Origin of the sequence: Ruegeria sp. HKCCD7559 (assembly GCF_013110575.1) — a bacterium.
Classification (GTDB): Bacteria; Pseudomonadota; Alphaproteobacteria; order Rhodobacterales; family Rhodobacteraceae; genus Ruegeria.
Genome location: NZ_WVQU01000004.1, coordinates 24,429 through 44,958, shown reverse-complemented (window position 1 = coordinate 44,958; position 20,530 = coordinate 24,429). Strand labels below are relative to the sequence as shown.

Sequence of the window (20,530 nt, the reverse complement as noted above, 5' to 3'; positions counted from 1 at the left end):
ATATGGCAGAACCGTTTGTTCACGTCGACAATATTGCTAAGCGCTGGAATGGGCAGCTTGGCGTCGAGAATATTGATCTTTCGATCCCGCGTGGTTCGTTCGTAGCGCTGCTTGGCCCGTCGGGCTGCGGCAAGTCAACGACGCTGAGATTGCTGTCGGGACTAGAATTGCCGGATGAGGGGCGGATCGTCATTGACGGGCGTGACATCACTACTTCTGCCCCTGCAGAACGCAATCTGTCGATGGTGTTCCAGTCTTATGCATTGTTCCCGCATCTGAGTGTCGCGGAAAACGTTGTTTTTGGCCTCAAGGTGCGGAAAGTCGGTGCGGCGGAACGGCGCGAGAAACTGACCCGGGCGCTCGAGATCACTGGCTTGCTGGGCTATGAGCAGCGTAAGCCGGGGGAATTGTCGGGTGGTCAGCGCCAGCGTGTGGCGCTTGCACGTGCGATCGTGGCAAACCAGCCGCTGTGCCTGATGGATGAGCCGCTTTCGAACCTTGATGCCAAGCTGCGCGCCTCTGTGCGCAAGGACATCAAAAAACTTCAGGTCGATTTGGGCATCACCGTAGTTTACGTCACGCATGACCAAACCGAAGCGATGAGCATGGCCGACATGGTCGTGCTGATGAAAGACGGCCATATCCAGCAGACAGGTTCACCGGAAGAGCTTTACTACAAGCCTGCTAACACCTTTGTCGCCGAGTTTGTCGGTGCCCCGCCAATGGCGCTGATCAAGTCTGAAGGCGTGCCGGGATTTGAGCGCGCCACGACAATTGGACTTCGCGCCGAAGCGGTGAAGGTGGTGGAATCGGGCAAGGGCAGGCTGACTTGTAAAGTGTCGGAATGCGAATTCCTGGGTTCCGAGACCTTCATTGGCCTGTCACATCCTGCTGCCAATGGTCTGACCGTATCCATGCCCGGACTAAAACATATTCCGGCAGGAGAAGATCTGGAGATCAGCTTTGCCGATGAAGACCTGCATTTCTTTGACGACATGGGCAAGCGACTGGCCGGATAGGTCAAGCAACTGAACTTTGGAAAGACAAGAATAACTGTCATCACTGGGAGGAAAAAATGAACGTTATTAAGAAAATAAGTTTGGCTGCCGTCTCGGCCACTGCGCTGACATCGGCGGCGGCGGCTGAGACGGAACTAACAATGTATTATCCTATCGCGGTTGGCGGCGCGCTGACCGAGGTAGTGGATGGCATCGTTGCCGATTTTGAAGCCGCCAACCCTGACATCAAGGTCAACGCGATCTATTCAGGCAACTATGATGACACGCGCGTTCGTGCCTTGTCTGCACTTGCATCGGGTGAACCGGCTCAGCTGGCGGTGATGTTCTCAATCGATGCCTATGATCTGATCGAGCAGGATCTGATCGTGGCTTACGAAGATATCGACGGGGTTAACCCGGACTGGCTAAACAGCTTTTATCCTGCATTGATGGCCAATGGCCGGATCGAGGGTAAAACTTGGGGCATTCCGTTCCAGCGTTCAACTATCGTTGCCTATTACAACAAGGACCAGTTTCGTGCGGCAGGTCTTGACCCCGAGGCGCCGCCCAAGACCTGGGACGAGCTGATCAGCATGGGCAAGGCACTGACCAACGACGACACCTATGGCCTGATGATCCCATCGACAGGCTATCCCTATTGGATGTTCCAGGCGTTGGCGATCCAGAACGGCAAGGAGGTGATGTCCGATGACGGCCTGACCACCTATTTCGATGACGAAACTGTTGTCGATACGTTGGAATTCTGGCAGTCGCTGTCGCAGGAGCATGGCATCATGCCCACTGGCACCGTTGAATGGGGTACCCTGCGGCAGGCGTTCCTCGAAGGTCAGACCTCGATGATGTGGCATTCGACCGGCAACCTTACGGCTGTGAAGAACAACGCCAGTTTTGACTTTGGCGTCGCCGAGCTTCCGGCCAATGTGCGGCTGGGTTCGCCTACCGGCGGCGGCAACTTCTATGTTTTCAAGGAGACATCGGACGAAGAGCGCGCGGCTGCCATGAAGCTGATCGAATTCATGACCTCGCCCGAGCAAGCGGCAGCGTGGTCCATCGCGACCGGATATATGGGCGTGTCTCCGGCAGCGTATGAAACCGAGGCTCTTAAATCCTATACAGAAGAGTTCCCACCCGCTCTCGTTGCCCGAAACCAACTGGAAAATGCTGTTGCCGAATTCTCGACCTTTGAAACCGCACGCGTGCGCGAAGGTCTGAACAACGCAATTCAGGCGGCTTTGACCGGCACAAAATCGGCTGAAGACGCGCTGGGGGAAGCCCAGGCGGCGGCTGTGCGCCTGCTGCGTGATTACCAGTAACCTCAACTCCCTGGCGTCGGGCAGAGATGCCCGACGCGCCCAACCTTGAGGGTCGCTATATGGCAGAGCATGTGAACATCGAGCGTCGTCGACAGGCCATCTACGGTTGGATCCTGTTGTCACCAGCGGCAATCCTGCTGACGACGTTTGCATTTTATCCTTCGCTTGCGACCTTGTGGTCGAGTTTGTTCAGCCGAGAAACCAGAAGACGCCCCAGCGAATTTGTCGGCGGTGAGAACTATGCTGACCTGTTTGCCGACCCAACCTTTTGGAAAGTTGTTGTGAACAACTTGATCTATGCGGGCGCGACCATCCCTATTTCTATTGCAATTGCGCTTTCGATGGCGCTTTGGGCGAACTCAAAGATCCCGGCTCGCGGGTTTGTACGCACCGCCTATTTCACGCCCACGGTCCTGCCAATGATCGCAGCGGCAAACCTTTGGCTGTTTTTTTATACTCCCGGATTGGGTGTGCTTGACCAGATCGGCGGTCTGTTTGGCCTTCCCTCAATCAACTGGCTGGGACAGCCTGAAACTGCGCTGTGGGCTGTAATCATCGTGACGATCTGGAAAGAGGCTGGGTTTTTCATGATCTTCTATCTGGCGGCCTTGCAGACGATCCCTGAGGACCTCAAGGAAGCTGCCGACATTGAAGGCGCCAGCCGCTGGACCTATACGCGCCGGATCGTGCTGCCGTTGTTGATGCCGACGACGCTATTTATCATGGTCAATGCGTTGATCAACTCTGTGAAATTGATCGATCATTTGTTCATCCTGACCAAGGGCGGGCCCAACGACGCCTCCAAGCTTATCCTTTATTACATCTGGGAAATGGCCTTTGCCTTCTTTGATGCGCCCCACGCAGCGGCAATGACCATCCTGGTGCTTGTCGTGCTTGGCGTGGTTGCCGGCGTCAAGTTCACCATACTCGACAAGCGGACCCACTACCAATGAGCGGATTTTCCAGGCATATCGAATCCTTTGGCGCACTATTGTTGGCCGTGATCTGGATTTCCCCGCTGGTCTTTGCCTTTTGGGCGGCGTTCCACAGCACCTCTGACGCGGTCAACTTTAACATCACGTCGCCATGGACGCTCGACAATTTCCGCACAGCTTGGGAGGGGGCGCCGTGGCTACGCTATTTCCTCAATACCTTCCTTTTAGTGACGGTGATCCTTATTGGTCAGTTCTTTGTCACGACGCTGGCAGGATTTGCCTTTGCCCAGGTCCAGTTTCCGGGTCGGGATTTCGTGTTCATCCTCGTGCTGATGCAACTTTTCATCCTGCCTGAAGTGTTGATCGTGGAAAACTATGCAATGGTGTCACGCCTCGGGTTGTTTGACACGATTCTTGGCGTCGGAATGCCCTATATGGCCTCTGCCTTTGGCATTTTCCTAATGCGGCAGGCGTTTAAGGGTGTTCCTATAGAACTGCATGAGGCAGCGCGCGTCGAAGGCTGCGGCTGGTTCGGAATTCTTTGGCGAGTCTATGTGCCCTTGGCGCGCCCGACATATCTTGCTTATGCGTTGGTGTCGGTATCGACCCACTGGAACAACTTCCTCTGGCCGCTCATCGTGACCAACTCTCCCGACACACGACCGCTGACGGTTGGCCTGTCGATCTTTGGCGCACCGGAAAATGGTGTGGATATAAGCGTCATTTCGGCGGCTACGATGATGTCGGTTGCGCCCTTGTTGATCGCGTTCCTCGTGTTCCAGCGTCAATTCGTTCAGGCCTTCCTGCGCGCGGGGATCAAATAGTCATGGCGACATTTCTGCATCTAAGTGACTTGCACGCGGTAGGGCATGGCGATCTGTGTTCAGGCGTGCTTGATACCCGCGCGATCCTGATCGGGGCCATCGACCGATTGATCGATAAAGGCGAAGCTCTTGGCCCGCTCGACGCGGTTTTAGTCACTGGTGACGTCAGCGAAGATGGTAGCCCGGACAGCTACGATTTCGCACGCACTCAACTGGAGCGGTTTGCCCTGCCGATTTACGTTGTTCCTGGAAATCATGATGCGCGCAAGCCAATGCAAGAGGCCTTTTCAGGCCTTGGCATCATGCCGCCGGACGGGCTTGTCGACTGGGCGGATACAGTGGGCGATACGCGTGTTATCGGGCTTGATACGCTGGTCGAAGGACAGGGCGGTGGCAGGCTGCGCCGGGAAAGTCTTGATCTTTTGGAGCGGGAACTCTCTGGGTTTGACGGGCCGGTTGTCGTTATGTTGCACCATCCGCCGTTTAGCATCGGGATTGATTTCATGGATGTTATCGGATTGGAGAACCGTTCCGATCTGGCAGAAATTCTTTCAATGCACTCAGAGGATATCACGGTGCTGGCTGGGCATGTCCACGGCGTTCACATTGGTCGCGTTGGCGGTCACGTTGCCATGACAGCGCCGGGCCTTTGCAGCGGTTTTGCACTGGACCGGCGCGCGGTGGCTCCTGCTGGTTTTTTTTCTGGTCCTACGGGCTGTGCAGTTCTCGAAACCGGAAAGAGCGGTATATGGAGCGTTGTTTCGCTAGACGCTGCCGAGGGACCGTATTCATTCTGAAGTGGCCGGATTGGCCCGGAAACCAAAGACCCGGTGATGATGGATAGCTCACCCATAATTATTGTTTTGAATTTGGCTGCTGCTGCGGCACTTCTGATCTGGGCTGTTCGCCTCGTGCGCACCGGTTTTGAGAGAGCCTTTGGAAGCCAGTTGCGGCTTTGGTTGCGTCGGTCGACGGGAAACCGGTTGGCCGCGACGGGAACCGGCACGCTGACTGCGATCCTGCTGCAAAGTTCCACTGCCGTCGCAATGCTGCTTGCCGGATTCATGGCCGCGGGTTCGGTTGGCGGCACCGCCGGGTTGGCCATTATTCTGGGGGCGGACCTTGGCTCTGCCATCGTAGCCCAGATCATGAATTCCCGGATTGCTTTGCTGACGCCCTTGCTACTTTTGATCGGGGTGCTGATTTTCCTGCGCAGTTCCCGACGCAGCGTGCGCCAAGTTGGTCGGATCCTTATTGGGTTGGCCCTGATTTTTCTGTCGCTTGACCTTATTCGCGATGCCAGCGCGCCGCTGGCAAACAGCGAGGCCGCTTCGGGGGCCTTGATTTACCTGTCTGCTGATCCGTTGACGGCCTTTTTGCTGGCCGCTTTTTTTGCCTGGCTGGTGCATTCCAGCGTTGCAGCGATATTGTTGTTTGCAACCCTTGCGGCTCAGGGCGTTCTGCCCCTGTCGGCGGCTTTTGCCATGGTCCTTGGGGCCAATCTGGGCGGTGCCTTTATTGCGTTTGTTCTGACCTTGCAGGCCGATGTCTCGGTGCGGCGGGTCGTGTCTAGCAACTTGTTCCTGCGTGGTGGTGGGGCGGGGCTGGTGCTGTTTTTGCTCTACCGGCTTGACGGTGTTGACCTCGTTCCCGGGGCCAGCCCCGTTCAGCAGGTTTTGAACCTGCATCTTCTGTTCAACCTTGCGCTACTTGTTGTCTGTATTCCGTTTCTTGGCCCGATAATGCGTTTGGCGGAGAGTATAATCGCTGATGACAATAAAAACAGCGCCAAGACCAACGGACGTACGGCCCTGGATCCTTCGGTTCAGAACCAGCCGTCGCGCGCCTTTGCCTGTGCCCATCGTGAGTTGGTCGAAATGGGCAATAGGATCGAGATCATGGTGCGGGACTCAATGACACTTTTTGACAATTACGATGATGCCATTGCTCAACAACTGAAAAGGGAAAAGGTCGACATTGACCGGATGTCGCTCGACCTGCGGGTTTATTTGTCTGGAGTCAAAAGCGAAAATCCGAAAGAGGACACCGGTACGCGGGCATTTGATCTGTCCGGCGTGGCGGTGAACCTTGAGGCCGGGGCGGATACGATTGCGCGGAAAATGGTCGAATTGGCCAAGCGCAAGAGTGCGGAAAACGTGAATTTTTCGAACGAGGGCTGGCAGGAACTGACTGATTTCTATGACCGTGTGTTGCGCAACGTTCAGCACGGAATCGCAGTACTGATGACTGAGGATGCCGGGGCAGCACGGGAACTGGTGCAGCAAAAGGAAATGATCCGCGAGATCGAGAGAAAGCTGGAGCGCGCGCACCTTACCCGGCTGCGTGCTGGGGTGTCCGAAACCATCGAAACCAGTGCAATTCACCTTGATCTGTTGCGCGCCCTGAAAATGTTAAACACGGCATTCGCGATGATCGCCTATCCGCTTTTGAAAGAAAGTGGACAGTTGTTGGAAAGCCGATTGGCAAATGAATAGACGGTTTCATAGAGTGATGAAGATACAGTCCTAGTTCAAGACAATCCACTTTCCCGAGCCGGGAAGCGCTGGCAATCAGACGAAAAAATGGAAATTGATCAAACTTAAAACAGTTCATCCAATGGGTCAGCTTATTAAGTTGATTGGAAATAATACTGTGTCAGCCAACCACGGTCGCTCAAATTCAAATTGACCGGGGGCGTACCAGAAAAATTTATGAGTGTGTTGAGAGGAAATAGCTAAATATTTGTTTCCCATTGTTTTGTTGCCAAGGCTACGTGGTTGCCACGAAAATTGAGTGAATGATTGGTCAAATGTCTCGCCATCGGTTGTGGTATTCACAATCGCCCTATCGTATGCTGGCAAACTGCTCGGCGTCAAAAAAACTATGCCTGCTGTGGGCTGGACAACCGCCATTGTTTGCGATTTTGCCGATGGCGAATTTGTTTGCGTCTTGCTTGTTCATGCGGTGTGTAGCGAAAGTCGATCCATATCAGACCCGCCCTTAGCGCAGATCGCGGCGAAGGTGCCAGGAGAGCCCGGAATTGCCGATGCTGCGTGATGCACGAATGTCCGCATGCACGCCGCACCTGCTTCCGTCTACCGCACGTTCTTCAACAGCGCTTCCGCCGCCAACCTTCCAAATGCGTTCGCCGCTTTGGGGCTTGCGCCCGAAACGAGACGGCGGTCGATGTGGCATGTGGCGTCGGCCTTGGAATTGATGATTTCCACACCGAGAGCGTTCAGCTTTTCGCCGAACTTCCACGGCATATGGCCCGGCATGTAGCCGATCATCGGCGTTTGTTTGTCGACCGCATCAGGAAAGGCCGCGATCTTGTAACCGTTGTAGATGAACGATGGGCCATCGCCCGCAGCAAGCAGGGCGGCCGGTCCGTGGCAGATCGCCAGCGTGAAAAGGTCCTGTTTGTGCGCCCACCGGAGAAGTTTTCCCAGGTCTTCGTTCTCTGGCAGGCCCAACATGGCCCCGTGGCCACCCGGCAGATAGACCCCCACGTAAAGCGCATCATCAGTCATTGTATTCGCCACGAAATCGGCGAGGCTGCCGGGGTTGGCAAAGGCATCGGCATAGTCGCGATACAGCTTCATAACGGCTTCGTCTTCGCGCGGCATGGCCCAGTCTTCAATAACGGCAGGGGCACCCGTGGGTGTGACAATGTCGATCTGGAAACCGGCGGCCAGCAGGTGCAACATCGGCAGGCCCATTTCGACCGGGTGGTTCCCGGTCGAAAATTTCTTGCCATTGGCCATGGTCATGTTGCGCTCTTCGGTGCAGATCATCAGCACGCGCTTGTCACCGCCCCTGTAAGGGTTGGCATAGGCCCCGCCATAATAATCCGTCTTGGATGCGGTCGCGAGTTTCAAGGCAAGGGGTGACGGATGAAAGGCACCGTCCTCTGTGGGCGTGGGGGCTGCTTTGAACAGATTTCTTAGAAAGCTCATGTGATTCCGTCCGCGCTCATTTGATTTCTGTCACGATAGCATCGCGCGACTTGCGGACCTTTGGCATCGGCAGCAGCCAATCGCTGGCCTCTTCTCGATAACCCAATGGCATCAAAACGACGGAACGAAGACCACGTTCCCTAAGACCAAGAATGTCGTCAACAGCATCGGGGTCAAACCCTTCCATCGGCGTGCTGTCGACCTCTTGTTCTGCGGCTGCAATGAGGGCAATGCCCAATGCGATATAAGCCTGACGCGCTGCATGGGCATAGTTCACCTCGGCCTCGCGCGGCAAATAGTTGGCTTTCAGATTGTCGTAGTAGCCATGGATCAAAGGCAGGTCGCCTCGGGCCGCAACATTTAATTGCTTGACTGTATCAACACGATCTTCGGTGTAATTGTCCCAAGCGGCAAACACCAAGAGGTGCGACCCATCTGTGATCTGTGCCTGACCTGACGCCGCTTCGGCGATCTTTGCCCGGATATCGGAGTTTGTGACCACAATCAGCTCAAATGGTTGTGTGCCGCTTGACGTCGGCGCCATGCGAACAGCTTCGACGATGGCATCGACTTGGTCTTGTGGAACGGCTTTGCCAGATTCCATTTTCTTGGTGGCGTAGCGCCAGTTCAGGTGGTCGTTCAGTGTTTTTGCGGTCACAGTTGTTGATCCCATTGTCAGGGCCCGAGATGAGCAGTATATATTTGTGACTGACTAACTAATGAGAACTGATTTCTGCCGCAAGAAGGCACATTTTTGACCCTTGGTCACAAATTGGGAACTGCCATGCTGGACGACAAACAATGCCCCGATTGCAAGCGTATCAACGAGGTCCTGTCACGAGTGGGCGACCGTTGGAGCGTTCTGGTGGTCATCTCGCTGGCTCAATACGGAACCATGCGCTTCAACGAGATCAAGCGAAACCTGGGCATTTCGCAGCGTATGCTGAGCCTGACGCTGAAGGAGTTGGAACGGGATGGGCTTGTGAACCGGACCCAATATCCAACGATCCCGCCCAAGGTCGAATATAATCTGACTCAGATGGGGCAGTCGTTTCGCGAGCCGGTCAGCGCTTTGGGCTATTGGGCATTGGAACACTTGAGCGAGATTGATGCCGCACGGGAAGCGTATGACAGGTCTGACTGAAGCCAGACAATTTCCCGAGAACCACTGTTTTTTGATAGGAGACATTGATACTCCCGCAGCGAATTGCCCCTTTGTCCGCTACTTTATCTTCGCCCTCTAAGTAGCTCTCCGCGCCCCGAACGAATGGCAGGTTTTTCCGCTGCCTAGCAGCGCCGAGAACCACGCAGGCGCAGCGATTTTCGCGCTGCGTGTGCGCACAGCACAAAGTCACTATGACTGCCTTGGGCTCTTCGCTGACTTTCTCTGCAAACAGGATCAATGACTGCAATCCGGCGATTGAAGTAGTGGTTCGTTTGGTCCGCTTGGGGGCTGAGCACTCAACCAGAGATCGCTTCACATAAAACCGCTTCAACGATGTGCGCAAGTCGTCATCGAAGTATCAAACATCAATGGTTGCCAAATCTGGCGCTCGTTATGTCGCTCTCCGTCTACCGCGAAGCGGACAAAGATGACCTTTTCAGCGCTTACTTCCGTGCGAGATTTCGGAAACTGAATGCGAGACGCAACAATGTCCGGGCATTATACTCTACCAATCTGGAAAACGTGTCGTGAAATAACTAGGGAACCGGACTGTAAACAGCCGCTGCAGCATGGATCTCAAGGAAATGCCCAATGTTATTTTCGCGGGGCTTCCATCCTTTGGAGAATAGCCAATCGCTTGTCGTGTTTCGGTGATGTCCCAGCGCATACCTGGGTTATCTGACATTAGGTTCAGGGCTGCGAAGGAAATATCCTCGGCATCTATTGCGGCGCGCATTCCGCCTAGAAAGTCCCGATCACTCAACCACATTTCCTGACCCCACCGGCCCATCGCCATGTGTGTGCCGGGTTGGTTGTCGTGGGTCCATTGTGTCCAGCCGATGCGCAAGCAGATGACCGACAGTCCGTGATGCTCGGCGAAATAGGCCCCTGTCCGTTCACAGAACAGCTTTGACATGCCGTAAGCGTTTACTGGCCCTGGTGGTGTCGTACTGTTGAGAACGTCGTACGTGAATCTTTTGTCGCCGTGGACCCAGTTGGAACTGGCAAGAACCACGCGGCTGACGCCCATGGCTACCGCATGGTGATAGAGAGAAAGCGTTGCATCCATATTGTGTTTGATCGCGGAGGCCCAAGTGGCGGAGGGCTCTCGGTCTCCGGCAAGATGCACGATAACGTCCACTCCCTTAAGCAAACTGACCCAACTGCTGTCGTCGGACAGGTCTGCGGTGTGAATGTCGGGATGGTCAACGGGGCGAATGTCGATGCCAGAAACGGTGTAGTCGGGGTCGCTTTCTAGCGCGTCAAAAAGTTTGCGGCCGAGATGCCCGCCTGCGCCTGTAATCAAGACATGCATGACAGGAACTCCTTGTTGTTTGTGAGCCCCAATGGCATTTGGGTTGCATCTTCATCCGTCAAGACGCAGAACGTCTGCCGAAAACTCAGCGTTTCATTTGGTGCAAGCTTGCGTGCCGGGGAGTGCCACTCCGCTTCGCAATAGGCGTAATCGGCTGAATTAAAGACCTCAAACGGATAGTCGTGTGCAAATTGATCGCCCTGTTGAGGTTCTGGTACCGAGCACATTAGCAACGGGGCATCAGCGCCGCACCGTATCAATGTACGACCGTTGGGGTTCGGTAGCCCGACCTTGAATTCCTGCTGTCTGTTGCAATCCACGACAATGCTTTTGCCGTGCGTCGCTATCATCCCTTCGGCAGAGCCAAAAACAGGATAAAATGCAGGGTCTTCCAATTCGACACCGACCTTGGTGGGGGTGTTAAGCATCATGACTGACCAAATGCCGGTCAGGCGCGAGGAGGTCCCATGGTTGACCACGATGTGTTCTATTTCCAAGCTTTCCGCCGAGGTTAGCGTGATGCGGCGCGACACTGACAAGTGCGAGGTCGGGCATACTGCGCTGGTCATGTCGATACGAGTGCTGCTTCTTGAAGTGATCTGGTAAGAGCCGCTGTCCAACACGGGAAACGGAGCGCCGTTTACCCAGGATGCATCTGGGGCGATCCACGTCTTCTCTCCGCCCCAGAGCGGAAAACCAAATTGTGGAGAGCGTGTGGGCAGATCAGTAAGCCGTGTGTCATCGACATCCAAACCGTCGAGATCTGCGTTCTTAAACAGGAGGGAGCGACCTTGGAAGTTTATATCCCATAGGCGGCCCCCGATGCCGGGCAGGAGTGCCAGCTGCAGATCGTTTTGCTGCAGGTGAAGAACGCTCCATCTGTCCGACATTTAACCCCCTCCTATCGGTTTCCCGGCGCGATCGAATGCGCCGGGACAATCCCTTAGGTGTGCTTGAACTGGACGACGTTCTCGGCAGTAATCGGCATAACCCCGGTTTCAACGCGCTCGGGTAGAGGATTGATGCCAGCCGCCTTCCAATCGGGCAAGACCTTCAGCGCATCAGTGTTCTGCCAATGCATCATGTGGAAGGCGAGAAAGATCTCCAGATAGGATTTCTGAGCCACAGCGCCGTGAATTGTGCCGTCTTCGATATAGGGAAGCATATCATCATTTCGGTCCATCGCGACGATCTTGATGTCCTTGCGTCCTGCCTCATTGACGGCAATTGCCGCGCCTTTGCCGCTGTCGCCGTCCGTGCCGCCAATGCCAACAATATCCGGGTTCGCCTGAATTGCCTGAAGGTAGGCTGTCGGCGCATAGGACGGATCGGCCTTATCGTTGACGACGTCGACGACCTCGATATCTGGGTATTTCTCAGCAAAGATTTGTTTGTACCCCTCGACCCGCTCCAATGTGGAGGGGGCAGGGAAAGTGCCGAGGATAACCTTGCCTTTCCCGCCAATCGCTTGCGCGAGCATTTCACCGCCGACACGTCCTGCCTGAACGCCGTTGATACCAAGGAATGTGGACCGGGGACTGTCGGGAATATCGCCAATACAACATGTGACCGGAATGCCCGCCTCGACCGCACGTTCGACGCCGGGAGCCAGAGTGGCCGGATCACCGGGGAAGATAAGGATGCCTGCGGGACGTCTTGCGATCAGTTCATCCAACTGGCGTGCTTGTGCGGCCGTGTCGAAATCCAACGGGCCCGTGAATGTGGCCTTGATGCCCATCAGTTCCTCAAGGTCTTCCATCGCATTTCGATAGTCCACCCAGAACGGCACCTGCGTGACGATGGACAGGAACACATACTCCTTGCCGGCCGCTTGCGCCATGGCTTCTTTGGACAGCATGGGCAGTCCGAACGCTGCGGCCAATCCAGCGGTGGTGCCCGCTGTCAGCAGCCTGCGCCGATTCACATTCAATTCAGTCATCGTAGTCTCCCTGTTTTGGATCTTTAGTTGTTGTTGAGTTTTGGAAAGCTTCGGGCTCAGCCCCGTTTGCTTCGGATCAGCATGTCCAAGGCGACCGCTGTAACGAGTACACCGCCGATGACGATCATCTGCCAGTAGATCGATACGGCCAGCATCGTCATAGTGTTGTTGATCAACGCGACGAAAACGACGCCGAGGAAAGCACCAAGAATAGTACCTTCGCCGCCGCGTAGGGATGCGCCACCGATGACAGCCGCTGCCAGAACCTGAAGTTCGATACCGTTTCCTGCCGTGGGCGTGCCGCTCATCAGACGGGAGGCCAGCAATACACCCGCCAAAGCAGCCAGAATACCGGTCAGTGCGTACAGAATGATACGCACGCGTGTGACATGGATGCCTGACAACATCGCGGCCTTTTCATTGGCGCCGATGAAATAGACCTGACGGAAAAAGCGCGTATGGCGGACGGCCAGGTCAAACAGAACGACGAGCAGAATGGTGAACAAGACGATTACCGGAAAGCCGCCTATGTCAGCTTTGCCGATCCAGGCAAATGATGCCGGCAGGCTTGAGACAGAGAAACCTTCCGTCAGGACAAGAGCGATGCCTCGCGCAATCGACATCGTGCCGAGGGTCGCGATAAGCGGATTGATCCCGAGGCCGGTCACGAGCAAACCGTTGACTACCCCGACAATTCCACCCAACACTAATCCGCATACCACAGCGAGCGGAATTGGCATGCCAGTCAAAAGCAGCATGGCTACGACGGTAGAAGACAAAGCCATAACCGATCCAACGGAAAGATCGAACCCGCCGGATGCAAGTAGGATCGCCATACCGATCACGATGATCGCGGTGGGGGCCATGCCCACGGCCACGGCTCGAAAGTTCGAGAAGCTGAGGAAATAGGGATTAACGTTGGACATCACGATGATGATGGCGGCGATCAGAACGATCAGCGTCAGTTCACGAATATCGACAAAAGCTTGTAGAACACGGCGCAGCAGCGGACGCTTCATGGGCAAGTTGGCTTGAGCGGTCATGGTCACGTCGCGACTCCTGATTGATTGGTTTGGGGTGCGTCCACAATAGGAACGGAATTTCCAGCGGCCATTTGAAGAAGCGTGGTTTCGGTTGCCTCAGCGGCTGCGATGTCTCCCATGAGGCGACCGTCGTGGACGACAAGGATGCGGGTCGAGAGAGAGACCAGTTCGGGAAAATCGGATGACACGACGAGGATGGCCATTCCCTCGGCTGCTCGACGCAAAAGTTCCGTGTGGATTTGGAATTTGGCTCCGACATCGACCCCTTTTGTGGGCTCCTCAATGATCAGAAGAGCTGGCGCGCGTTTGAGCCACTTGGCCAACATTATCTTTTGCTGATTGCCCCCTGAGAGATCACCAACAAGTTCGTTGATCCCGCTGGTTTTGACACTGAATGCGTCAATGGCTGTTTGGCTGGCTTCTTTGATCGAGCCCGAACGCATGAACCCAGCAGACGCATGATCGGAAAGACTGGCCGCGATCAGGTTGTCGCTGAGTGATTGTTCCAGAAAGAGGCCTTCAGTCTTGCGTTCCTCGGGAACAAACCCGACCCCAGCACGCATCGCCTGCCGCAAGGACGCAAAGTTAACAGGCTTGCCGTGCAGTCTGATCTCCCCGGTCGCGCCATGCATCAACCCGACAATCGATCGAACAATCTCGCTGCGGCGAGCGCCCATCAACCCTGCCATCCCTACAATCTCTCCGGCTTTAATGGAGAAAGAAATGTCTTCGTATTCATCTGGATGGGTTAATTCTCGGACATGCAAAACCTCTTCGCCGTTAACCTTACCTGACCGCGTGACATCACCGGGGTGAGCACCGCCGATCATCTCGGCGACGACTTGTTCCTGAGAAGTTTCCGAAACCGGTAAAGTGCTGATGTGGCGCCCATCTCGCAAAACGGTAATGCGATCCGAGATCTGGAAAATCTCGGCCATATGGTGGCTGACATAGACGATGCCAATCCCTTTCTTTGTCAGGGACTTTAGGACTTCGAATAGTGCGTCTACTTCGTCGGGTGCCAATGCTGATGTCGGTTCATCCAGCAAAAGGACGCGGGAATTCAACGACAGCGCCTTGGCGATTTCAACAATCTGGCGGGAGCTTATTGGCAAGTTTTCCACGGGTGTTGAGACGTCGATATCCAGACCGAATTCCGCCAGTAACGCCTCCGCACGGCGGCGCAGTTCAGGCCAGTCAACTACGCCAAACCGGGTGGGTACGCGCCCCGCATAGATGTTTTCCGCAACAGAGAGCGCGCCAGCGAGGCTGAGTTCTTGAAAAACACAGCCGATGCCCAGGGATTGCGCGTGCGATGGGCTTTCGACTCGCTGTTCCTTGCCGTCGCAGAGGATACGCCCAGCAGAAGGTTGGTGAAGTCCATAAAACAGGCCGAGACAAGTGGATTTTCCGGCGCCGTTTTCCCCGCATAGCGCGTGAACTTCGCCGGGTCTCAATTCAAAGTCGACGCCATCCAAAACAATGTTCGTGCCGAAGCTTTTGCCAACCCGATCCAGCTGGATCAGTGGCTGTAGCCCCGGTGAGTCAGGTTTCATTGCTGGCGTCATACAAGCTTCCTCCCGCCTTTTGATTGGCATCTGATATCTCAGATGTCAACTGAAAAAGAAAAGACCGTGAGGTGCCCAAAAGAAAGGGGCGGCGCCGTTCTGGCCCGGCCCCCGTCACAACGAAGCTACGTTTTTTGCTAGGATGCGGTCGCTCCTTCGAGGACGATGGCGGCGCTTTTGTAGGCTTGTCTGGTGCGGTCAATATGCGCTGTGAGAAGAGATTTGATTTTGGCCATGTCACCTTCGCGAACGGCAATAGCGATTTTCGAATGCTCGTCGAAGGAGAGCTCAGTATGCTGTGGCAGCTTCGCCAAATGGGTTCGCAATGCGGCAATCTTACCGATGTAGCGTGTATAGCTGGCCGTCAGATAATCGTTACCGGCATGTTCAAAAATCAACTGATGAAATGTGGTATCCAGTGAAAGGTAGCCCTTTTCATTACCTCGCCTGCGTTCTTTCTCCATGTCCTTCACAACACGCTGCATGTCGCTGGCAAGACCTTCCGGGTTCCGCAACAATGCAAGTTCAAAGGCGGCAGTTTCGATAGCCTGTCTGAAATCGCAGATCTGAGTCACTTCCGGCTCAGACAGCGAAAAAACGCGTGCGCCTTTTTGAGGCTCGATACTGACCAACCCTTCGTCACGTAATTGAGCGAGTGCTTCGCGTACTGGCGATTTTGATACGCCCAGCTCTTCGGAGATTTTTCGCTCCGACAAAACCTGACCCATTTTCAGGGAGCCATCGATAATACTATTCCGCAAATGTTCCAGTGCGAGTTCACGCAAAGACTTGGGTCTCTCAAGCGCCATCTGAGGATATCTCCAAAAAAAGGTGTTGCCAGATGCAAGATATCTGATACACCAGATTAGGCAAGCTGGTATATCAGATATCAGAATGTATTTGGGAGATCAAAAAGTGCGCGCAGAGTTGGTCGTCGATTGTAAGAACCAGCACGGGGAAGGGATTTTCTGGAATCCCGCCGATGGTCTTGTCTGGTGGACCGACATTGAAGGCTGTGCGCTTTGGTCATTTGATCCTGCAACGTCAGAAACTGCCTCTCATGAGATGTCGGAGCGCGTGTGTTGCTTCGCGCCGCGCGCGTCTGGCGGTCTGATCGTTGCCTATGCGGATCGAGTTGTCTTGTTCGATTCGCCCAATTGCGAGCAAACCATCGTGGCACGATTCGAGCCGAACAACCCAGAAACACGGCTGAACGACGGGCGAACCGATCGACAGGGGCGATTGATTGTTGGAGGCATGAACGAAGTGTCTGGCAACGCCGATTCATCGGTCATCTGCGTTGATAAGGATTTGAGTGTACGGACGATTATCGAAGCAGTGTCTTGCGCCAATTCGACTTGCTTTACGTCCGACGGTGAGACGATGTTCTTCGCCGATACCCCGGATCGGGAAATCGTCGCGTTTGACTACGACACCCGCAGTGGAACCGTTTCGAACCGTCGGCAGCACGCTTCCTTCAATGATGAACCTGGCTTGCCTGATGGGTCCTGTGTCGATGCCGAAGGGGGCGTTTGGAACGCCGAATGGGAAGGCCATCGCGTTGTTCGCGTCGCACCTGACGGCACGATAGATCGAGTGATCGAGGTGCCGGTCTGGAAGCCTACCTGTTGCGCTTTCGGTGGGCCTGATCTCGATACGCTGTTCATCACGAGCTCAAGGCTGATGAGTGACGAAGCAGCTTTAACAAAAGAACCGGAATCCGGCGGCCTCTTTGCTGTGAAACCCGGCGTTCGTGGCGTGATCGACGCGCCATTCAAAGGATAACCAACGAAATTCTGGAGGAGAAAACTATGTTGAAAACGCTAATGACCACTACGCTTGCCGCGGGGTTCGCCACGCTAGCAACGGTCGCTCTGGCGGAAAATTATCCATCACCGGTTCCACTTGAGGACGGGGCACAAGCGCCAATCGATGCAATAGAACCCAAAAACGAGACGTTCCGGATCGCGTATATGCCGCCGGCGACCGAGTTCAACTACTACATTGCCATTGGTGAAGGCATCAAAGCGGTTGCTGCTGAGGCCGGGGTCGAAGTCTTCATGCTTGCGCCCCAGTCCGGTGCGGACATCAACGGCCAAATGGGAATGATCCAGGATGTGCTGACGCAGGATGTGGATGCAATCATCTTTGGGACACACGATGAATTTGCTGCCGCACCACTGCTAAAGCAGGCAGTAGACAAGGGCATGGCAGTTCTGATGATCAATTCGGACATCCCGAACTTTCCGACACCAATTCATGGCGTTGTCGGGTACTCTCAGCGTAACGGCACGCATGCTATCGCTGATTGGGCCATTGAAACTTATGGTGATCGACCGCTGAAGGTCGGCATTATCGAAGGGCAGCCTGGCTATCACTCGACCGAACGTGTGGGCGGCTTCCTCGACGGTATCGAGGGCAATGATAACTTCGACGTTGTGGTATCCATTGATGGTAAATGGAACGTTGAAGGCGGCAACACTGCTGGTATGGATATCCTGCAGTCGAACCCCGATCTCGACATGATCTTCGCAGCGAACGACTACATGATCATTGGGGCATCCTTTGCTGCGAAGGCACTTGGCCGCAATGACATCGTTCTTTTGGGTAACGATGGCGACACGTCCGGCCTTGAAGAAATTGCGGCTGGCAACATCACGGCAACCGTCAACACCTCACCGTTTTTGATGGGTAAAGCGGCTATGCACGCAACCATTGATGCGCTCAACGGGTCCTATCCCGGCGGTTGGATCGAAACGCCCACATCGATTGAAGACAAAGACGGAGCGATAAGCGTGCTGCAAGAGCCAGAAAAGCTCTTCCCGCAGCCGTCCAAAGAGTACTGAGCTTTCTCCCCGCTTCCCGGTGGCGCGTGCGCGTGCTGCCGGGTCGCAACTCAACCGAGTTTCACTTTTGTCGAGGCAATCGCGATGACACCCGCAACGCCCCTTTGGGAGTTTGTCGATATTACCAAGGCCTATCCTGGGGTTTTGGCGAATGACAAGGTCTGCATCCGGCTTTTGCCCGGTTCCATTCATGGGCTGCTGGGTGAAAACGGCTGTGGCAAGTCGACTATGATCAAGACACTGTCCGGCGTGCAGCAACCCGATAGCGGTCAAATCCTGCACAATGGCAAGCCGGTCACGATCAGCGACCCGCAGGCGGCACGTGAACTGGGCGTCGCAACAGTTTTTCAGGAATTCTCTATCGTGCCCACCTTGTCGGTTGGCGAAAACATCTTCCTTGGCAATATGCCTCGGTCCCGCTTTGGCGTGATCGACTGGGCCAAGGTCCACAACGAAGCCGCTCGGGTTCTGGCGGAAATGGATGTCGATGTTTCACCCGAAACCATAACCGGCTCGCTATCGGTAGGCGAGCAACAACTGGTCGAGATCGCGAAAGCTGTCGCGATGGACGCCCGCATGATCATCCTGGATGAGCCGACGGCGGCATTGGGTGAAGATGAAATCGAGCGCCTGCACGAGCTACTGCGCAATATGCGCGAGCGCGGCACCGCTATTCTCTATGTGTCGCACAGGCTGGATGAGGTTGAACGGATCGTTGATGAAGTGACGATCTTGCGCAACGGCTGTGTTGTGCGTGCAAGTGGCGAGACCAAGATCAACGTCTCTGAGATTGTCAGCGCAATGGTCGGTGAGGACATTGGTGAGCATTATCCCAAGGAGCAGAACGCGACCAAGGATATTGTGCTAGAGGCGGCGGGTCTGGCCACCAATTCGGGCGTGAGAGATGTATCGTTTTCGTTGCACCGAGGTGAAGTTCTGGGCTTGGGTGGTGTATTGGGCAGTGGCCGCACAGAGATTGCCCGCGCCCTATTCGGGACAGATGAGCTAACCGCCGGGCAGATATCACTGAACGGCAAACCGGTTCGCTTTCGTCGGGAAATTGATGCGATCCGTGCTGGATTGGCCCTTGTTCCGGAGAACCGTAAGTTTGACGGGTTGTTCTTCAATTTCCGCGCAAGCGGGAACGTCACCGCAGCGTCCCTTGGCGGGCTAAGCCGGTTCGGCGTGTTGAATCTTAAGGCGGAAGAGCAAGCCACCCATGACCTGATCCGCGATCTGGAAATCTCGACCCAGGCCGAGGAAAAGACGGTCAACTTCTTGTCTGGTGGTAATCAGCAGAAGATCGTGATTGCACGTTGGCTGTTCTCAGCCTCTGACATCCTGATCCTTGATGAACCGACGCAAGGGATCGATATCGGCGCCAAGATCGCTGTTTATAAGTTGATTAACAGGCTCACGCGGGCGGGAAAATCGATCATTCTAATCAGTTCAGACCATGATGAGTTGCTTGCGATGAGCGATCGGATTGCCGTCGTGCAGCACGGAACGATAGTGCGCACGGTCGATGCATCCGACCTTACGCATGACGATCTTGTTCGCGCGTCCGCCGACACCCCCCAATCCAAGCCTAAGGAGGCTTTCGCATGAAGCGGATCTTTGACACCCAGTTGATCGGGCCATTCGCAGCAATGGTGATTGTCGCACTGATCGTGGCCCTTACGACCGAACGCTTCCTGAACCCGGGCAACCTTTCTAACCTTTCGCTACAGGTAAGCATCGTGGCCTTGATCGCAATCGGGTCTACTATCGTGATCTTCGCTGCGGGCATCGATCTGAGTTCCGGGTCTATGGTGGCTTTGCTGACCATGATCCTTGCGCAAATGTTGAAATTTGTCGGCATTCCACTGGTTCTGGCGCTGCCCCTCATACTCTTCATGGGCGGATTGCTTGGTCTGTTCATTGGGCTGATAACAGCCTACGGGCGTATCCCGTCGTTTATCACGACATTGGCGGCGTTGATTGCCTTCAGGGGCCTTGCCCTGACCTTCAACAATGGGTCTCCGATCTTCTCGCTGGATCCGGCGTTGGAGCCAATCTTCTACGGCAAGCTGTTCGGCGTTCCGATGCCTTTCTTCTACCTCGTATTTTTCTACGTCCTTGCTGCGTTCACCATGAACTTCACGAAACTTGGGCGTGAGATCTATGCCGTGGGTGGTAACCCAGCCGCTGCCGTTCTGACGGGTATCAACGTACGAAAAGTTCAGACGACGACATTTGTCATCGCTGGTTTCATGACGGCTGTTGGTGCGATCCTGATGTCAGCGCGCCTCAACTCTGGTTCGCCCAACTATGGCCAGACGTTGGAACTGCAGGCCATTGCCGCTGCTGTTGTCGGCGGAGCCAGCCTTGCAGGCGGTCGTGGCAACATCCTCGCCACGCTGATGGGGGCGATGACAATCGTTATCGTCCAGAATGGTTTGAACCTGAACGCTGCGCCATCTTCGGTTCAGAACATCGTGTTGGGCCTGATCATTCTGTTGGCCGTCGGCATAGACATGTGGCGTGCAGAGATTTCGGGCTTGATGGGTCGAATGTTCGGCCGCACTTCATCGCAGCAGTCGTCTAACGTAAAGAAGGAGGCCTGAG

The 20,530-nt window shown here is 55.0% G+C and carries 19 protein-coding genes; 11 read left to right on the top strand and 8 right to left on the bottom strand.

Annotation, left to right across the window (positions count from 1 at the left end; all coding sequences use genetic code 11):
- The first annotated feature begins 2 nt into the window (after positions 1-2).
- The 6 genes from GS605_RS12520 to GS605_RS12495 are packed head-to-tail and all read left to right on the top strand — an operon-like array spanning position 3 to position 6,586.
- On the top strand, positions 3-1,019 hold the full coding sequence (locus tag GS605_RS12520; RefSeq protein WP_171724199.1) for an ABC transporter ATP-binding protein: 1,017 nt from the start codon (positions 3-5) through the stop codon (positions 1,017-1,019).
- Between the two features lie 56 nt (positions 1,020-1,075).
- Positions 1,076-2,332, top strand: coding sequence for an ABC transporter substrate-binding protein (locus GS605_RS12515; protein WP_171724198.1), 1,257 nt, complete (start codon positions 1,076-1,078; stop codon positions 2,330-2,332).
- Between the two features lie 59 nt (positions 2,333-2,391).
- Entirely contained in the window at positions 2,392-3,285 is an 894-nt protein-coding gene (locus GS605_RS12510; RefSeq protein WP_117872581.1) for a carbohydrate ABC transporter permease, read from the top strand.
- A complete protein-coding gene (locus GS605_RS12505) occupies positions 3,282-4,091 on the top strand; it encodes a carbohydrate ABC transporter permease (protein WP_170352096.1) in 810 nt (269 codons plus the stop codon). Before GS605_RS12510 ends, GS605_RS12505 begins: the two co-directional genes overlap by 4 nt.
- A gap of 2 nt (positions 4,092-4,093) precedes the next feature.
- A complete protein-coding gene (locus tag GS605_RS12500) occupies positions 4,094-4,888 on the top strand; it encodes a metallophosphoesterase (protein WP_171724197.1) in 795 nt (264 codons plus the stop codon).
- Positions 4,889-4,924: 36 nt separating this feature from the next.
- Positions 4,925-6,586 (top strand): Na/Pi cotransporter family protein, encoded by a 1,662-nt coding sequence (locus GS605_RS12495; protein ID WP_253283302.1) that lies wholly within the window; start codon positions 4,925-4,927, stop codon positions 6,584-6,586.
- A gap of 600 nt (positions 6,587-7,186) precedes the next feature.
- On the opposite strand, the gene hchA is transcribed toward GS605_RS12495, so the two are convergent.
- A complete protein-coding gene (hchA, locus tag GS605_RS12490) occupies positions 7,187-8,047 on the bottom strand; it encodes a glyoxalase III HchA (RefSeq protein ID WP_171724196.1) in 861 nt (286 codons plus the stop codon).
- A 16-nt stretch (positions 8,048-8,063) separates the two neighbouring features.
- Positions 8,064-8,720 carry a nitroreductase family protein gene (locus GS605_RS12485; RefSeq protein WP_171724195.1) on the bottom strand — a complete coding sequence of 219 codons (657 nt, stop codon included), beginning with the start codon at positions 8,718-8,720 and terminating at the stop codon, positions 8,064-8,066.
- A gap of 111 nt (positions 8,721-8,831) precedes the next feature.
- Here GS605_RS12485 and GS605_RS12480 point away from each other — a divergent pair, with 111 nt between their 5' ends.
- Positions 8,832-9,191, top strand: coding sequence for a helix-turn-helix domain-containing protein (locus GS605_RS12480; protein ID WP_171724194.1), 360 nt, complete (start codon positions 8,832-8,834; stop codon positions 9,189-9,191).
- Between the two features lie 526 nt (positions 9,192-9,717).
- Here GS605_RS12480 and GS605_RS12475 read toward each other — a convergent pair.
- From GS605_RS12475 to GS605_RS12450, 6 genes are all read right to left on the bottom strand, one after another.
- Positions 9,718-10,527: an NAD(P)-dependent oxidoreductase gene (locus GS605_RS12475; RefSeq protein ID WP_171724193.1), complete on the bottom strand. Its 810-nt coding sequence runs from the start codon at positions 10,525-10,527 to the stop codon at positions 9,718-9,720.
- Entirely contained in the window at positions 10,515-11,417 is a 903-nt protein-coding gene (locus GS605_RS12470; protein WP_171724192.1) for a hypothetical protein, read from the bottom strand. The genes GS605_RS12475 and GS605_RS12470 overlap by 13 nt, the downstream gene beginning before the upstream one ends.
- A 53-nt stretch (positions 11,418-11,470) precedes the next feature.
- Positions 11,471-12,466 carry a substrate-binding domain-containing protein gene (locus GS605_RS12465; RefSeq protein ID WP_010437236.1) on the bottom strand — a complete coding sequence of 332 codons (996 nt, stop codon included), beginning with the start codon at positions 12,464-12,466 and terminating at the stop codon, positions 11,471-11,473.
- Positions 12,467-12,522: 56 nt separating this feature from the next.
- Positions 12,523-13,509 (bottom strand): ABC transporter permease, encoded by a 987-nt coding sequence (locus GS605_RS12460; RefSeq protein ID WP_174818509.1) that lies wholly within the window; start codon positions 13,507-13,509, stop codon positions 12,523-12,525.
- A 2-nt stretch (positions 13,510-13,511) separates the two neighbouring features.
- Positions 13,512-15,077: a sugar ABC transporter ATP-binding protein gene (locus GS605_RS12455; protein ID WP_171724191.1), complete on the bottom strand. Its 1,566-nt coding sequence runs from the start codon at positions 15,075-15,077 to the stop codon at positions 13,512-13,514.
- A gap of 137 nt (positions 15,078-15,214) precedes the next feature.
- On the bottom strand, positions 15,215-15,886 hold the full coding sequence (locus GS605_RS12450) for a GntR family transcriptional regulator (RefSeq protein ID WP_170431691.1): 672 nt from the start codon (positions 15,884-15,886) through the stop codon (positions 15,215-15,217).
- A 106-nt stretch (positions 15,887-15,992) separates the two neighbouring features.
- On the opposite strand from GS605_RS12450, the gene GS605_RS12445 reads away from it, so the two are divergent.
- The 4 genes from GS605_RS12445 to GS605_RS12430 all read left to right on the top strand — a co-directional run bounded on the left by GS605_RS12445 (position 15,993) and on the right by GS605_RS12430 (position 20,529).
- Positions 15,993-16,862, top strand: a complete 870-nt coding sequence (locus GS605_RS12445; protein WP_171724190.1) for an SMP-30/gluconolactonase/LRE family protein — start codon at positions 15,993-15,995, stop codon at positions 16,860-16,862.
- Between the two features lie 188 nt (positions 16,863-17,050).
- Positions 17,051-17,923, top strand: coding sequence for a sugar ABC transporter substrate-binding protein (locus GS605_RS12440; protein WP_253283301.1), 873 nt, complete (start codon positions 17,051-17,053; stop codon positions 17,921-17,923).
- 84 nt (positions 17,924-18,007) lie between these two features.
- Positions 18,008-19,531, top strand: a complete 1,524-nt coding sequence (locus GS605_RS12435) for a sugar ABC transporter ATP-binding protein (RefSeq protein ID WP_171724188.1) — start codon at positions 18,008-18,010, stop codon at positions 19,529-19,531.
- Positions 19,528-20,529: an ABC transporter permease gene (locus GS605_RS12430; RefSeq protein ID WP_108861951.1), complete on the top strand. Its 1,002-nt coding sequence runs from the start codon at positions 19,528-19,530 to the stop codon at positions 20,527-20,529. The genes GS605_RS12435 and GS605_RS12430 overlap by 4 nt, the downstream gene beginning before the upstream one ends.
- The last annotated feature ends 1 nt before the right edge of the window (position 20,530 follow it).

Bases quoted from the DNA above. Each gene is read 5' to 3' on its own strand.
- GS605_RS12495 (WP_253283302.1), top strand. From the start codon at position 4,925: ATGATGGATAGCTCACCCATAATTATTGTTTTGAATTTGGCTGCTGCT.
- GS605_RS12480 (WP_171724194.1), top strand. From the start codon at position 8,832: ATGCTGGACGACAAACAATGCCCCGATTGCAAGCGTATCAACGAGGTC.
- GS605_RS12520 (WP_171724199.1), top strand. From the start codon at position 3: ATGGCAGAACCGTTTGTTCACGTCGACAATATTGCTAAGCGCTGGAAT.
- GS605_RS12510 (WP_117872581.1), top strand. From the start codon at position 2,392: ATGGCAGAGCATGTGAACATCGAGCGTCGTCGACAGGCCATCTACGGT.
- GS605_RS12465 (WP_010437236.1), bottom strand. From the start codon at position 12,466: ATGACTGAATTGAATGTGAATCGGCGCAGGCTGCTGACAGCGGGCACC.
- hchA (WP_171724196.1), bottom strand. From the start codon at position 8,047: ATGAGCTTTCTAAGAAATCTGTTCAAAGCAGCCCCCACGCCCACAGAG.
- GS605_RS12460 (WP_174818509.1), bottom strand. From the start codon at position 13,509: ATGACCGCTCAAGCCAACTTGCCCATGAAGCGTCCGCTGCTGCGCCGT.
- GS605_RS12475 (WP_171724193.1), bottom strand. From the start codon at position 10,527: ATGCATGTCTTGATTACAGGCGCAGGCGGGCATCTCGGCCGCAAACTT.
- GS605_RS12485 (WP_171724195.1), bottom strand. From the start codon at position 8,720: ATGGGATCAACAACTGTGACCGCAAAAACACTGAACGACCACCTGAAC.
- GS605_RS12455 (WP_171724191.1), bottom strand. From the start codon at position 15,077: ATGACGCCAGCAATGAAACCTGACTCACCGGGGCTACAGCCACTGATC.
- GS605_RS12500 (WP_171724197.1), top strand. From the start codon at position 4,094: ATGGCGACATTTCTGCATCTAAGTGACTTGCACGCGGTAGGGCATGGC.
- GS605_RS12435 (WP_171724188.1), top strand. From the start codon at position 18,008: ATGACACCCGCAACGCCCCTTTGGGAGTTTGTCGATATTACCAAGGCC.
- GS605_RS12505 (WP_170352096.1), top strand. From the start codon at position 3,282: ATGAGCGGATTTTCCAGGCATATCGAATCCTTTGGCGCACTATTGTTG.
- GS605_RS12515 (WP_171724198.1), top strand. From the start codon at position 1,076: ATGAACGTTATTAAGAAAATAAGTTTGGCTGCCGTCTCGGCCACTGCG.
- GS605_RS12470 (WP_171724192.1), bottom strand. From the start codon at position 11,417: ATGTCGGACAGATGGAGCGTTCTTCACCTGCAGCAAAACGATCTGCAG.
- GS605_RS12440 (WP_253283301.1), top strand. From the start codon at position 17,051: ATGCCGCCGGCGACCGAGTTCAACTACTACATTGCCATTGGTGAAGGC.
- GS605_RS12430 (WP_108861951.1), top strand. From the start codon at position 19,528: ATGAAGCGGATCTTTGACACCCAGTTGATCGGGCCATTCGCAGCAATG.
- GS605_RS12450 (WP_170431691.1), bottom strand. From the start codon at position 15,886: ATGGCGCTTGAGAGACCCAAGTCTTTGCGTGAACTCGCACTGGAACAT.